The organism is Gluconobacter kondonii, from assembly GCF_002723995.1.
In the GTDB taxonomy this organism is placed as follows: Bacteria; Pseudomonadota; Alphaproteobacteria; order Acetobacterales; family Acetobacteraceae; genus Gluconobacter; species Gluconobacter kondonii.
This window is the reverse complement of record NZ_BEWP01000006.1, coordinates 54,765-66,506: the sequence shown is the minus strand read 5'-3', so window position 1 is coordinate 66,506 and position 11,742 is coordinate 54,765. Positions and strand designations below refer to the sequence as shown.

Annotated in this window: 15 protein-coding genes; all 15 read left to right on the top strand. The window is 58.6% G+C overall.

What is annotated here, in order from left to right:
• Positions 1–8 precede the first annotated feature (8 nt).
• The 15 genes from GKO01_RS08165 to GKO01_RS08090 all read left to right on the top strand — a co-directional run bounded on the left by GKO01_RS08165 (position 9) and on the right by GKO01_RS08090 (position 11,736).
• Complete coding sequence (locus GKO01_RS08165; protein ID WP_099286636.1) at positions 9–761, top strand: hypothetical protein; 753 nt, start codon at positions 9–11, stop codon at positions 759–761.
• Positions 758–1,045: a gpW family head-tail joining protein gene (gpW, locus tag GKO01_RS08160; RefSeq protein WP_099286635.1), complete on the top strand. Its 288-nt coding sequence runs from the start codon at positions 758–760 to the stop codon at positions 1,043–1,045. The genes GKO01_RS08165 and gpW overlap by 4 nt, the downstream gene beginning before the upstream one ends.
• Before the next feature lie 41 nt (positions 1,046–1,086).
• Positions 1,087–2,730 (top strand): phage portal protein, encoded by a 1,644-nt coding sequence (locus GKO01_RS08155; RefSeq protein WP_244901382.1) that lies wholly within the window; start codon positions 1,087–1,089, stop codon positions 2,728–2,730.
• Complete coding sequence (locus GKO01_RS08150; RefSeq protein ID WP_099286633.1) at positions 2,727–3,524, top strand: S49 family peptidase; 798 nt, start codon at positions 2,727–2,729, stop codon at positions 3,522–3,524. Before GKO01_RS08155 ends, GKO01_RS08150 begins: the two co-directional genes overlap by 4 nt.
• Positions 3,525–3,575: 51 nt before the next feature.
• Complete coding sequence (locus GKO01_RS15950) at positions 3,576–4,253, top strand: hypothetical protein (protein ID WP_167383446.1); 678 nt, start codon at positions 3,576–3,578, stop codon at positions 4,251–4,253.
• Positions 4,254–4,258: 5 nt separating this feature from the next.
• Positions 4,259–4,681, top strand: a complete 423-nt coding sequence (locus GKO01_RS08135; RefSeq protein WP_099286631.1) for a head decoration protein — start codon at positions 4,259–4,261, stop codon at positions 4,679–4,681.
• Between the two features lie 11 nt (positions 4,682–4,692).
• Positions 4,693–5,772: a major capsid protein gene (locus tag GKO01_RS08130; protein WP_099286630.1), complete on the top strand. Its 1,080-nt coding sequence runs from the start codon at positions 4,693–4,695 to the stop codon at positions 5,770–5,772.
• A gap of 2 nt (positions 5,773–5,774) precedes the next feature.
• Positions 5,775–6,089: a hypothetical protein gene (locus tag GKO01_RS08125; protein ID WP_099286629.1), complete on the top strand. Its 315-nt coding sequence runs from the start codon at positions 5,775–5,777 to the stop codon at positions 6,087–6,089.
• 24 nt (positions 6,090–6,113) lie between these two features.
• On the top strand, positions 6,114–6,479 hold the full coding sequence (locus tag GKO01_RS08120; protein WP_099286628.1) for a head-tail joining protein: 366 nt from the start codon (positions 6,114–6,116) through the stop codon (positions 6,477–6,479).
• Entirely contained in the window at positions 6,454–6,975 is a 522-nt protein-coding gene (locus tag GKO01_RS15945) for a hypothetical protein (RefSeq protein ID WP_099286627.1), read from the top strand. Before GKO01_RS08120 ends, GKO01_RS15945 begins: the two co-directional genes overlap by 26 nt.
• Positions 6,976–6,983: 8 nt before the next feature.
• Positions 6,984–7,199, top strand: a complete 216-nt coding sequence (locus GKO01_RS08110) for a DUF2635 domain-containing protein (protein WP_099286626.1) — start codon at positions 6,984–6,986, stop codon at positions 7,197–7,199.
• Entirely contained in the window at positions 7,196–8,674 is a 1,479-nt protein-coding gene (locus tag GKO01_RS08105; RefSeq protein ID WP_099286625.1) for a phage tail sheath subtilisin-like domain-containing protein, read from the top strand. The genes GKO01_RS08110 and GKO01_RS08105 overlap by 4 nt, the downstream gene beginning before the upstream one ends.
• 9 nt (positions 8,675–8,683) lie before the next feature.
• On the top strand, positions 8,684–9,070 hold the full coding sequence (locus GKO01_RS08100) for a phage tail tube protein (RefSeq protein WP_099286624.1): 387 nt from the start codon (positions 8,684–8,686) through the stop codon (positions 9,068–9,070).
• An 8-nt stretch (positions 9,071–9,078) separates the two neighbouring features.
• On the top strand, positions 9,079–9,753 hold the full coding sequence (locus GKO01_RS08095) for a phage tail assembly protein (RefSeq protein ID WP_244901381.1): 675 nt from the start codon (positions 9,079–9,081) through the stop codon (positions 9,751–9,753).
• Between the two features lie 120 nt (positions 9,754–9,873).
• The gene (locus GKO01_RS08090) at positions 9,874–11,736 is read left to right on the top strand and encodes a phage tail tip lysozyme (RefSeq protein ID WP_099286622.1); all 1,863 of its coding nucleotides are present in this window, start codon (positions 9,874–9,876) and stop codon (positions 11,734–11,736) included.
• Positions 11,737–11,742 lie beyond the last annotated feature (6 nt).

The window sequence follows — 11,742 nt, the reverse complement described above, 5'->3', positions numbered from 1 at the left end:
AATTCAAGATGCCGATGGATCTTAAAGTCGGCCTCGATGCCAAGGCGCTCCAGAGAGATCTGAGCGCCTTGGCAGAAAACGAAATTCCCAAGGCTGCAGCTTCTGCACTGAACCGCTTGGCTACTGGAGCCCGTATGAAGGTCGTTGACCGGATGAAAGAGGTTTTTGACCGGCCCAATGCCTTCACGCTGAACGGGTTCTTTACGAGGCCTGCGACCGGGAAAAATCTGGAAGCCTGGGTGGCGACCCGGGATTTTGCGCGGCGCGGGACGCCTGCGATTACTTATCTTGGGCCACAGATCCATGGCGGCGAGCGCGACATGAAACGGTTTGAAAAGGCGCTTCGAACGGTATCGGGCGGTCAATATGTTGTTCCAGGAAAAGACTGTCCGCTGGACGAAAACGGAAACATCAAGCGGGGCATCATCATCCAGATCCTGAGTCGTCTGAACCTCATGCTTGACCCGACATCAAACATGGGCGACCGGACGGCGCGACGGATTGCAAAACAGCTCAAAAATGCTCGCGGATCGCACAGCGAATTCTTTGTGGGTTACGAGCGCGGAAACCGACGTCCGCGTGGGATTTTCAAGCTGATTGGGCCGGGTAAGATCGGAGAAATTCTCCGGTTCGTGTCACAGCCTCACTACAAGGCGCGTCTGCCAGTAGAGCAGATCGTGAATGAGACAATCGCGCGCCGTCAGGACCGGGTCGTCAATGAAGAGATCATCAAAGTTTTCCGCAGAAGAGGTTTGCGATGACATCCCTTACCGGACGCGGGCAGTATGTCCGCAGGCCTCCCCAAACCAGCATGTCTGGGGTCACGACAGCGCAGCTTCAGGCCAATCTGGCTGCAGCACAACAGGCCTATAACGACCTGATGATCGGCGGAAAGCCGGTTGCGGTCTCGTACTCGCAGGTAAACGGGTCCCGATCCGTCACCTATACCGCAGCCAATAAGACGGACCTTCTTCAGTATATCCAGCTCCTTCAGAAGCAGCTGGGGATCTCTCGCAGGCGTCCAGTAAGGTTTGTATTCCGATGACAGATCGCAGCGCAGTCATTCTCGGGCCTGATGGAAAAGGGATGCCCCGGACGCCTGCGCTGCCACGTCGTCGTCGCGCGATGGGACTGGCGGGTGGTTGGGGGCAGACCCCTTATGATGCCGCGGACATCACCGGGCCTCACATGGAGGCCTGGAATCCGCTGCTGTGGTCGCCGGACGTTGAGCTGAATGTCTATCGCGACCGAATCGTCTCCCGCATCAGGGACCTGGTTCGAAACGATGGCTGGGCTTCGGGCACAATCACCCGTGTTCTGGACAACGCAATCGGCGGCTCCTTTCGCGCAATCAGCAAGCCAGACTATCGTGCATTGCGCGTGAAGACCGGCCTGTCATTCGATGCGGTATGGGCGGACGAATGGGGGAGGGCTGTCGACAGCCACTGGCGGGGGTTCGCTGAAGACGAAAATCGATATTGCGATGTCGGCCGCAGGCTCAGCTTTACGCAAATGTGCTGGACAGGCTTGCGGCACGACCTGGTGGATGGCGACAGCCTTGCCCAAGTCTGCTGGCTTCCAGAGCGGATCGGGGAAGGGCGGGCCGAATATGCAACCTGTTTCAACCTGATCGATCCGGACAGACTGTCTGTCCCCCAGAATAACTGGGATCTGAAATACTGCCGCGGCGGCGTCCAGATCGACGAATGGGGTGCACCACTCGGATACCATATTCGGCGGGCTCATCAGGGAGACTGGTTCTCGGCGGCAGAAACGCAGGAATGGGATTATATCGAGCGTGAGACCGAATGGGGCCGCGCAAGTATGGTGCACCATTTCCAGACTGAGCGTGCAGGCCAGCATCGCGGCGGAGCGGGAATTCTCGCCCCAGTCGTTCAACGGCTGAAGATGCTCATCAAGTATGATGGAACAGAACTGGACGCCGCGATCGTCAATTCCATTTTCGGGGCGTACGTCGAATCTCCTTACGATCAGGAGATGGTGGCAGACGCTCTGGGTGCGGGTGGGGGTGACGGTGTCATGGCTTATCAGGACGTCCGGACGGCGTTCCATGATGAAAACCGGGTCATGCTGGGTGGGGTTCGCATGCCAATGTTGGCTCCGGGCGAGAAGATCAACACTGTTGATGCAGCGCGGCCGAATTCCAACTTTGCAGCGTTCGAGAGCGCCGTTTTGCGGAATGTTGCCTCCGGCGCGGGGGTCTCGTCCATGCAGGTCAGTAATAACTGGTCAGACGTGAACTATTCTTCTGCTCGTGCGGCCATGCTCGAGGCATGGAAGACGATGGATCGTCGGCGAAAGAACTTCGCTCAGGGCTACGCTTCTCCCATGCGAACCGCATGGCTTGAAGAATGCGTAGCTCTTTATGACGAACTGCCATTGCCGGCAGGTGCGCCGCGCGGGTTTCTGGCCAAGTATTTCCCCCGCCTGCGAACGCCGCTTTCACGGTGTAACTGGCTTGGACCCGGACGTGGCTGGATCGATCCTGTGGCCGAACGGAAAGGTTCGATCATGGGCATCGATGCCGGCCTGACAACGCTCGAGGACGAGATCGCCGAGAACAGTGGGGCGGACTGGGAAGAAAAGGTCGATCAACGTGCTGTCGAGGTCAATCGTTTCAGGGAACTGGGGCTCACACCTCCGGAATGGGCGCTCAGCGGTGTTGCGGCAGAGGATGCCGCTCAACCAAAGGAGGAGGACGCGAAATGACACAGGCCGCATCTCTTTTCCTGAATCGGCCACTGATGCTGTCGAACGCTCGATCAGCATTGCTGAAGCGGTCGTTTGAGGCCGGAGCGGGGGCTGAGGCCTTCTTTGGTGAGCGTGACACTGAGGCCCAGTCATATGAAGTCGTGCAGGGCGTCGCTCTGATCCCGGTCTCCGGAATTCTTCTTCCGGGAACCGGATGGAGCTGGTCTGGGGCAACATATTATCAGGACATCCGAAAAGCCCTGAATGCGGCGCTTGACGACGCATCCGTCAGCCGGATTGCACTGATGGTGAATTCTCCAGGCGGGACCGTAAGTGAATGCTTTGATACTGCCGAGATGATTTATCGGGCGCGGGGGGAAAAGCCGATCTGGGCGATCCTGAATGATGCAGCCTTCTCGGCGGCCTATGCCGTCGCTTCAGCAGCTGATTTCATCACGGTTCCGCAGATGGGTGGAACCGGATCGATCGGTTGCGTCGGCATGCATGTCGACATCACGGATGCGCTGGACAAGGCTGGCATCAAGGTGACGACATTCCAGTACGGCGCCCGAAAGACTGATGGTTATCCAACCACGCCGATGACGGATCCTGCTCGTGAGCGGGCGCAGGCAGAAATCGATGAAATGGGCGATTTCTTTGTGCAGACAGTCGCGCGTAATCGCGGGATTGAAGCGGACGTGGTGAGAAATACCCAGGCCGGTACCTATTTGGGGCGGCATGGGGTGGAGATCGGCCTGGCAGACGAGATCGCCACGCCGGAAGAGGCCATAGCCGCCTTTCTCAAGCTCTGAACTTCAAAAACCGGCCCCTCTGGGGCCTTTTTCATGTCTGGGAGACAGTCTATGGCCAAGCCTTCCCGGTTTGCCCACCTTTTCCGCGCGCCCGCACGGGCTGCGGAAGACGATGAGAACAACACCGATGATCACAACGCCAACTCGTCTGAAAACGAGGGCGGTGAGGACGAGGGTGAAGACGAGAAGCCCAAGAACCGTAAGGCGCGTCGCGCTGACAAGTCCAAGAAAGCCAAAAAGGCCAAGAAGGCGGGTCGCGCCGATGATGACGGCGACGAGGATTCGGACGGACAGGACGATGAGGTCGCTGAAGAAGAGGGCGATGATGCTTCCGACGAAGAGGATGAAGACGACGGGGAGAAGGCCTCTGCCCGCGCCCGTGAGCGTGGCCGTGGAGCGGCAATCTTCTCCGCGCCTGGTGCTGCCGCAAACCCTGCGCTCGCGGCGGAGCTGGCCTTCACGACAAATCTGCCGCGCAGCAAGGCCATCAGCATTCTGAATGGATCGATGGCGTCTGGTGTTCGTGCGCCAGCAAAGGCGTCTGCGGTCGAGGCAGAATTTGAGGAAGAGAATCAATCTTCCGCAATCAGCGCCCTCGATCAGCGCATGTCGCGCTCTCGCCGCGCCCCAATCCCTGCGCAGGAAGAGCGGCAGGGGCGCCCTGATCCGTCATCACCGAGATCCGTCGCGGCCCGTATGGTCGAACGCGCTCGCGCCTTCAGGAAGTAAGCATCATGAGTGATACCAACTCCGTAAACGGCATCTATCCCCAGACGCCAGCCATGTTCGATGCCACGTATCAGCCCGATCAGCTGATCGCCGGCGTCTACCCTCGGGTCACCGACAACGTCACACTTGCGGGCGGAAATGGCATTGTGGCGCGTGGAACAGCCCTTGGGCTCGTGACGGCCTCCGGCAAGTATATTCCGTCCGCATCGGCAGCCACCGATGGCAGTCAGGCCCCGGTGGTGATCCTGGCCGACACCTATGACACGACCGCCGGAGACGTTGTCGGGGCGGGTGTCTATCTGACAGGCGAGTTCAATGAAAACGCCGTCACCATGGGTACCGGCTGGGCAGCTGCCACCCTGAAAGCCGCCTTCCGCCCGAACAACATCTACCTGAAGTCTGCCGTAAGCGCGGCTGACCCGACCTGAGGAATAGCGTTGTGACTCAAGCGATCTCCATCTTTGACACAAACGTCCTGATTCAGGTTGTTGCCAACCTCAAGGTGGCCCAGACCTTTCTGCTGGACGGTTTCTTTCCGAACATCGTGGAAAGCGACACTCAGTACGTGTCGATCGATGTCGACGTCGGCAAGCGCCGGATGTCGCCGTTCGTCAGTCCGCTCGTAGAGGGCAGACTTGTCGAAGCACGTCGTATCCAGACGAACGTCTTCGAGCCGCCTTACATCAAGGACAAGCGCGCTCCGGATCTGATGCGTCCCGTCCGCCGTATGCTTGGCGAGCGCATCGCGGGCGGTGAGCTGATCAACGGCGGCGCTCCCCTGACGGCTGGCGAGCGTATGGAGGCCAATCTGGTCTTCGAGCTGGCCGATCAGGTCGACATGCTCAAGCGTCGTCAGGAATGGATGGCAGCCCAGGCGCTCGTTACGGGCAAGCTGACGGTCTCGGGAGATGGTTTCCCGACCTCGACCATCGATTTCCAGCGCGACCCGAGCCTGACAATCGTCGAAACTGGCACAAGCCTGTGGGACGCTGCGGGCACCGTAGCCAACCCGACGAACAGCGTCCGGGAGTGGTCGGTTCAGATGCTGAAGGCCAGTGGAGCCCAGATTACCGACCTGATCTTCACCAATTCGCCTTACAACGCCCTCATCAAGGATGATGAGGTCAAGAACGCCATCCTGAACTCGGCGGTACGCGCCAACGACGACACCCGTCTCATGCAGGGGCCTGTAGCCGCTCCTGGTGCAGTCCTGATGGGATACTGGGGCACCTATCGCGTCTGGCTGTATAACGACTGGTACGTCGACGACGACAATAAGGAACTGCCGATGATCCCGGATGGGACTGTTCTGGCTGTTTCTGACCAGCTCAACGGAAGCCGCGCTTATGGCGCCATCAAGGATCCTGCTCTGGGTTATGTGGCGACAGCCTATGCGCCGAAGTCCTGGATGCAGGAAGACCCGGCTCAGCGTTTCCTGATGATGCAGTCTGCGCCGCTCGTTATCCCCAGCCGGGTTAATGCCTGTCTGGCAGCCACTGTCACCAGCGCGGCGACCTGATCATGGCCCGGAAAGATCGCAAACTCGCAGTTGAAGTCGCCTCTGGGCGCCGTTTTCGGCATGACGGTGAACTCCTCGAGGAGGGGGACATTGTCGTGCTCGCCGCGAAAGAAGCCCGACAGATGGTGGCTTGTGGACACTGTCTGCCGGCACGCATGCCGACGACGGACGAAGACATGACAGGCCCTGATCTCGATCCTGATGATCAGGATGAGGAAAACGAGGGCGACAAGGATCTGGGCGACCCTGTTTCGGGGGGTAAGGCCATGCCGCCTCCTATTGATCCTCCCCCACCAAAACCGCCTGTCGTGGCCTGATTCATCTTGAAAGCAGGGCCATCAATGATTGATTTCGACAAGCTGGCGCTTGGGCCCTGCATGACGACTTTTGCAGAGTCTGCAAGGTGGCAGTCCGGCCGCCTGGGCGATTGGGTAGCGATGACGGGCGTATACGATGACGCTTATTATCCTCTGGATCCGCTTGGTGGGGATGATGGGATGGGTGGTGTTCACGTCACGACATCCCGTCCGGTTCTCGGGATTCAGTTGAGCGCGCTGGCAGTTGAGCCTGATCAGGGGGACCTGATCGAGATGCGCGGCAAAATGTATCGCATTCATGAGGTACAGCCTGACGGGCGAGGAGGGGCTCTGCTCATTCTGAATGATGCGACCGGAGAAAACGATGCTCTACCGGGTGATTATCCGTGATCTCGCGGTCTCGGCGCTCAAGTGTGCCGGCACAATGGCTGGTGAGAATGTCTTCGTAGGCCGGTCTTTGCCAATCGGGGAGCGGAACCTCCCAGCATTATACCTGCAGATTTATGAGGATCGTGGGGAAAGCCCGGGTCCTGCCCAAGTCCAGTTCGAACGTACGTCCACGATGGGAATCAGGGGATACGTTTCAGCGGGGACGCCTTCGAAAGTCGAAGCTTTACTCGACAGGTTCGCTGAAGAAATCGAACTCGCTCTGATGCGGGATGTGCCTCTGCAGGCCGCAATCAGTCAGGTTTCCGAATTTTCCACCGCGACGGAAATCAGCAGCGAGGGAAACGCGCACATCGGCGAGTTCAAGATGATCCTCGGTTTCCAGTATATCGAGACCTACCCGCCTGATGGCGTACCGCTCACCGAAATTGATGCAACTCTCAGGACGGCAGACCAGCCCGTATTCGCGGGCATGACGGTTAAGTTTCCGTCCGAATAGGGGAATCCATGTTTGTAAAACCTGCTGACGGGCGAGCGGTGCGCTGGCCCGGATCCATGCGGCTGCTCAAGTCGGATGGTGAGAAAGTGCCTGAAACCTCTTTCTGGCTTCTCGCCCTGAAGCACGGCGATATCGAAGAGGTCAAAGAGCAGGCCTCCCCCGCCGCGCCGGAAGTGGCTGCGTCTCCTGCAATCCCTGAGCCCGAAAAGGAACCCGCGGCATGAGCGGATCCATCACGGTACCGAATTACTCGGACACGAACCGGGTTCCGGGTCTCTACTTTGCTCTGGATAACTCCAAGGCCAATACGGCTGCTGTCGCTCGTCGCGTGCTGATCATTGGTCAGATGGTCGCAGGCAGCGGTGTTGCTGGCGTTGCCACGCTCTCGGGCGGTTATTCGGATGCGGTCAGCAAATATGGCGCGGCTTCTCAGTGCGCGCGTTTGGTCAAGGCCTACCGGGCTATCGACACGCAAGGTGAGATCTGGGTTCTTCCGCTGACCGATGATTCATCGGCTACTGCTGCCACAGGCACATTCACGATTTCCGGGGCCGCGACAGAAGCGGGAACGCTTCCGCTGTACGTCGGCGATCAGCTGATCAGTGTCGCGGTCAATGCGGGTGATACTGCCGCGACGGTCGCTTCTGGTGTCGCTACCGCTGCGGCGGCCGTCTCGGCTCTGCCGGTATCTGTGACCTCGTCAACGGGGACGGTGACGCTGACTGCGATTAACAAGGGAATGTCTGGCAATGATATTCTTCTGGGAGTTGCTGTACTCGGAACTGCCGGTGGTCAGTCGGTTCCGTCTGGTCTGACGGTTGCTCTGGGTCAGATGTCCGGAGGCAAGACGAACCCGACCACGCTGGCGACGTCTCTCGCGACACAGGGCGAACGCGTTTATGACCTGATCAGCCACCCCTATACGGATAGCGGCTCTCTGGTCGCGCTGAAGGCATGGCTGAACGATACGGCTGGTCGGTGGTCGCCGATGCTTCAGCTCTACGGGCATGCCATCACGGCCTATCGTGGAACATACGGGCAGGCGACAGCTTTCGGGCTGACACAGAATGATCAGCACGCGACGGTCATGCCGATCGGGGACAGTCCGTCTGATCCTCTTTCCTGGGCGGCTCAGGTGGCAGCGCGAACGGCGATGAGCATGCGGAGCAATCCGGCGCTGCCGATCACGGCACTGTCCCTGACTGTCATGCCGCCGACCGATGCTGGCCGCTACTCAACAGAGCAGCGCAACAGCCTCCTGTATGATGGCCTCTCGACCTTCACCGTCGACGACAGCGGCACGGTCAATATCGAGCGCCTGGTGACAACCTACCAGACCAACGCCTCGGGTCTACCGGATAACAGCTATCTCGATATCGAGACCATGCTGACGGCAGAGATCTGCATGCAAGACATGCGGATCTTCCTCGGAAGCCAGTATGGCGGGTGCATCCTTGTCGCTGACGGGACCAAGATCCCGGCTGGTGCCAAAGCGACCACGGCGAAGCTGATCGGCAAGGCCTGTGCATCGCGGTACCGCTGGCAGGCAACACAGCTCTGGGTTCAGAATGCAGATACATTCGCCGCCAATATCGTTGCGGAGAATACGGGCAACGGCGTCGTCAAGCTGCTGATGCCGTACGACTTCGCCAATCAGCTCCGGATCATCGCCGGCAGCGTCCAGTTCGTAAAATCCTAAGGAGGGCCCATGTCGGGATCCGTATATCGTGGCCCCCTTGCGGGTACCGCGACCGCGACCATTAACGGCGTCGTCTATAACGTCGTGGGGGAGTGCCAGTATCAGGCGGCAGGGATGCAGAACGAAACCCTCAAGGGGCAGTCCGCTGTCGAGGGTTTCTCGCAGATGCCGACGCAGGGTTTCGCTCAGATGACCCTGCGTGACCGTCGTGACACGAACCCGCTGGATTTCCAGGGCGCAAGCGGCCTGACGATCATTATCGAACAGGCCAACGGCAAAGTCGTGACCGTCGATAATGGTTGGCAGACCGAGAATATCAATATCAACACTCAGGAAGGCACGTTCGAGCTGCACGTTGAAAGCGACAGCGTGACCGTGGATGTGGTGTCGGGATGAGCCGAGGGTTGTCTGACGCGGAACTCCTCGAGCTCTATTCTCCGAGTGGTTTCCAGGGCGTCGAGAGCGACGAAGAGGACAATAGTGTCGTCGTACTCGATACTCCGATCCTGCATCAGGGGAAGGAATATGACCGGCTCAATCTGTGTGAGCCTTCATTGTATGACGTCCTTGGCGCAGCTCAGGTAATTGGCAAGCGTCCGTCGCTCCAGTCCATCTATGACAGCCAGATTGTCCTTGTCGCCAAAGCGGCTGGGGTGCCGCAGGTGGTTATCCAGAAACTGCCGTCGCGCGCGCTGGATCGTGCTGTTGAATACGTCACAGCCTTTGAGCGTGGCGCACGGCGGGAAATGAACGATCCCGATCTACAGGGCAGCCTCGATCTCCGGCCTGAAAAGGTCCTGATCTTTAGGGACGCTATTCCAGGCGGCGGCAAAGAATTTAGCGAAATGAGGCTGCGTGAGCCTTCTGTAGCTGAACGCCGGCGGTTCAAATCGGGGGAAGGTGCCGGCACCATTGAGGCTGCGCTCCGGGCTGAAATGGCCTTGGTAGAGGAAATCAGCGAATGGCATCGCGCTGCGTTGCTGCGGCTGCCGATCAGTAAGTTTGCGGAGGCGGCAGACTACGTGACGGGTTTTTTTATACCTGGCCCGCCAACTGGGACAGCCTACCAGGAGATCTGAGCCAGTTCTTCTCGGGTTGGTCCAGGTCAGAAACTGAAGATCTGACCGGAACAGATCTTTGGCGATACGTCGAAGAAGCGAACCGGATCTCAGAACAGCACCAAAAGGACGCCAAGCGGAATGGCCAACAAAGGCGTTAAGGTAACGATCTCGGCTGTCGATCGGGCGTCTCAGACGCTTGAGCGCATCAATGCCAGGATCGCGGCTATTCAGGCTCCTGTTCGGCGGACAATGGCTGCCGTCAATCGCTTTTCAAGCGTTACAGGTCTGACACGCCTCCAAAGCGGTGTCGGCAAGGTTGCCCGCGCTGGTCTTGGCATGTTCCGTTCGCTTTCGCAGATCGTTCCTGTTCTCGGGACGATTACGGGAGCAGCGTCCATAGCGGGCATCTATAAGCTGGCAAGTGCCTGGGGCCAGTTCGGAACGAACCTGAGAACCGCGGCAAATTCCATGGGGATGGCGCCTAATCGTCTCATGGCGATGCAAAACGCGGCGCGTCTGTCAGGTGGCTCTGAAGAGGCGATGTCCAGCGCTTTGCAGGGACTTTCGCAGACCCGTTGGGAAGCTACGCACGGCTTTGCTCCGGAAGCTATTGTCCAGTTCAAAGCTCTTGGAATCAGTCTGCAGGAACTGCAGCGGATGAAGCCCGATGACATGTTTGAACGGGTCGCCAAGCGTATCCGTTCGATCCGTGACCCGGCCGCCAAGGTGATCGCTGCAACGCAGATCTTTGGTGGGGCGGCGCAAGGGTTGATGCCAATCCTGCAACAAACCGAAGAGCAGTATCAGGCCAACGTAAAGGAAGCTGAACGACTGGGCGTCATGAACCGGGCCGGAGCTGACGCCGCTGATCGGCTTCGTCAGGCTCAGACAGGACTTACGGAAGCAGTTGAAGGGTTTGGGTATTCGCTGGCTCAGGCTGTTGAGCCAGTGATCACGCCTGTCGTCAATGAGATGCGGGACTGGATTTCGGCAAACCGAGAGTGGATTGCCCAGGATATCGCCGGATATGTTCACCGCTTCATCACCTGGCTTCGGACAGGCGGATGGAGCCAAATCAAGGGTGATATCAGGGGCGTATATGACGAAGTTCTGCTCGTCGTTGATGGTTTGGGTGGCTGGAGAACTGCCGGGAAAATCGCTCTTGGAGGGATTGCGGTGCTGTATGCGGCGCCAGTGTTGGCTGGGGTCGCAACTCTTGCGACGGCAATACTTGGTATCTCAACGGCGATCGGGGGGATTGGCCTTGCTGCAACCGGTGCAATAGCAGGACTTGGGGCGCTCTATCTTGCGTGGGAGCACTACAAAGATCCTAAAACCGCTCCGCCGTCTGCCAGTAACCACATCGGCCGCGGCATCTGGCGTCTGTCCGGAGGCGAAAAAGGGCAGGCGCAGGCGGCTTATAACTATTTTCGGTCGCAAGGTCGCTCTCGCACTGAATCGCTTGGCATGGTCGCGAATATCGACCGTGAAAGCCAGTTCCTTCCTGACAGCGTTGGAGACAATGGATCGGCTTACGGGATTGGACAATGGCATCCGGACCGGCAGAAGCTTTTCGAAAAGCACATGGGTAAGAATATCCGGGACTCAACTTTTGCTGAGCAGCTTCAGTTCTATGACTGGGAGTTGAAGAACAAGTACCCCCTCGCGGACGCTAATCTCCGGATGGCCCGAAACCCTCAAGAGGCGGCGCAGGCCGTTTCGTATGGGTATGAAGTTCCCGCCAATTTGGCAGACGAAGGTTCTATTCGTGGTGAGATGGCGGATCACTGGGCCAGCAAACTCAGTGATGCCAAGTTATCCCTGCCGCCGGCGCTGCAAAGTATTGATCAAAAAACTGCCCAACTGCGCGTCGAAATCGACCACCGGAATGCTCCGCCCGGATCATCGGTACAGGTGAAAAGCACGACACCGGGGCTGAAAGTCCATGCCATCAGCCAGCATCGGGCGATGGATCCGGCGCTGACCGCTGTGGGGAATTAACCTTCA

Excerpts from the sequence above, each read along its gene's own strand:
- GKO01_RS08165 (WP_099286636.1), top strand. The coding sequence starts at position 9 with ATGCCGATGGATCTTAAAGTCGGCCTCGATGCCAAGGCGCTCCAGAGA.
- gpW (WP_099286635.1), top strand. The coding sequence starts at position 758 with ATGACATCCCTTACCGGACGCGGGCAGTATGTCCGCAGGCCTCCCCAA.
- GKO01_RS08155 (WP_244901382.1), top strand. The coding sequence starts at position 1,087 with ATGCCCCGGACGCCTGCGCTGCCACGTCGTCGTCGCGCGATGGGACTG.
- GKO01_RS08150 (WP_099286633.1), top strand. The coding sequence starts at position 2,727 with ATGACACAGGCCGCATCTCTTTTCCTGAATCGGCCACTGATGCTGTCG.
- GKO01_RS15950 (WP_167383446.1), top strand. The coding sequence starts at position 3,576 with ATGGCCAAGCCTTCCCGGTTTGCCCACCTTTTCCGCGCGCCCGCACGG.
- GKO01_RS08135 (WP_099286631.1), top strand. The coding sequence starts at position 4,259 with ATGAGTGATACCAACTCCGTAAACGGCATCTATCCCCAGACGCCAGCC.
- GKO01_RS08125 (WP_099286629.1), top strand. The coding sequence starts at position 5,775 with ATGGCCCGGAAAGATCGCAAACTCGCAGTTGAAGTCGCCTCTGGGCGC.
- GKO01_RS08120 (WP_099286628.1), top strand. The coding sequence starts at position 6,114 with ATGATTGATTTCGACAAGCTGGCGCTTGGGCCCTGCATGACGACTTTT.
- GKO01_RS15945 (WP_099286627.1), top strand. The coding sequence starts at position 6,454 with ATGCTCTACCGGGTGATTATCCGTGATCTCGCGGTCTCGGCGCTCAAG.
- GKO01_RS08110 (WP_099286626.1), top strand. The coding sequence starts at position 6,984 with ATGTTTGTAAAACCTGCTGACGGGCGAGCGGTGCGCTGGCCCGGATCC.
- GKO01_RS08105 (WP_099286625.1), top strand. The coding sequence starts at position 7,196 with ATGAGCGGATCCATCACGGTACCGAATTACTCGGACACGAACCGGGTT.
- GKO01_RS08100 (WP_099286624.1), top strand. The coding sequence starts at position 8,684 with ATGTCGGGATCCGTATATCGTGGCCCCCTTGCGGGTACCGCGACCGCG.
- GKO01_RS08090 (WP_099286622.1), top strand. The coding sequence starts at position 9,874 with ATGGCCAACAAAGGCGTTAAGGTAACGATCTCGGCTGTCGATCGGGCG.